Annotated in this window: 1 protein-coding gene; it reads left to right on the top strand. The window is 62.1% G+C overall.

All coding sequences use genetic code 11. The features are described from left to right. Nucleotides 1-219: extracellular solute-binding protein (locus BN358_RS23475; RefSeq protein WP_157593410.1), on the top strand; the 219-nt coding region annotated here is incomplete at both ends.

Genomic DNA, 219 nt, shown 5'->3' with positions numbered 1-219 from the left:
ATCACCATCAACATCGACGTCGTCGGCACGAAGGACTACTGGACCAAGATGCAGACCGCCGTGTCGGCCGGCTCTGGACCCGACGTGTTCTGGATGAACGGCCCGAACTTCGCCCTCTACGCCTCGAACGGCACCCTGGCCCCGCTTGACAGCAGCCTGGTCGACACATCGAACTACCCGAAGGCCCTCGTCGATCTCTACTCGCTCGATGGCAAGCTC

It is taken from the genome of Sedimentibacter sp. B4, assembly GCF_000309315.1.
Lineage (GTDB): Bacteria > Bacillota > Clostridia > Tissierellales > Sedimentibacteraceae > Sedimentibacter > Sedimentibacter saalensis.
Note: the sequence above shows the minus strand (reverse complement) of the source record. Positions and strands in the feature narration are given on the sequence as shown.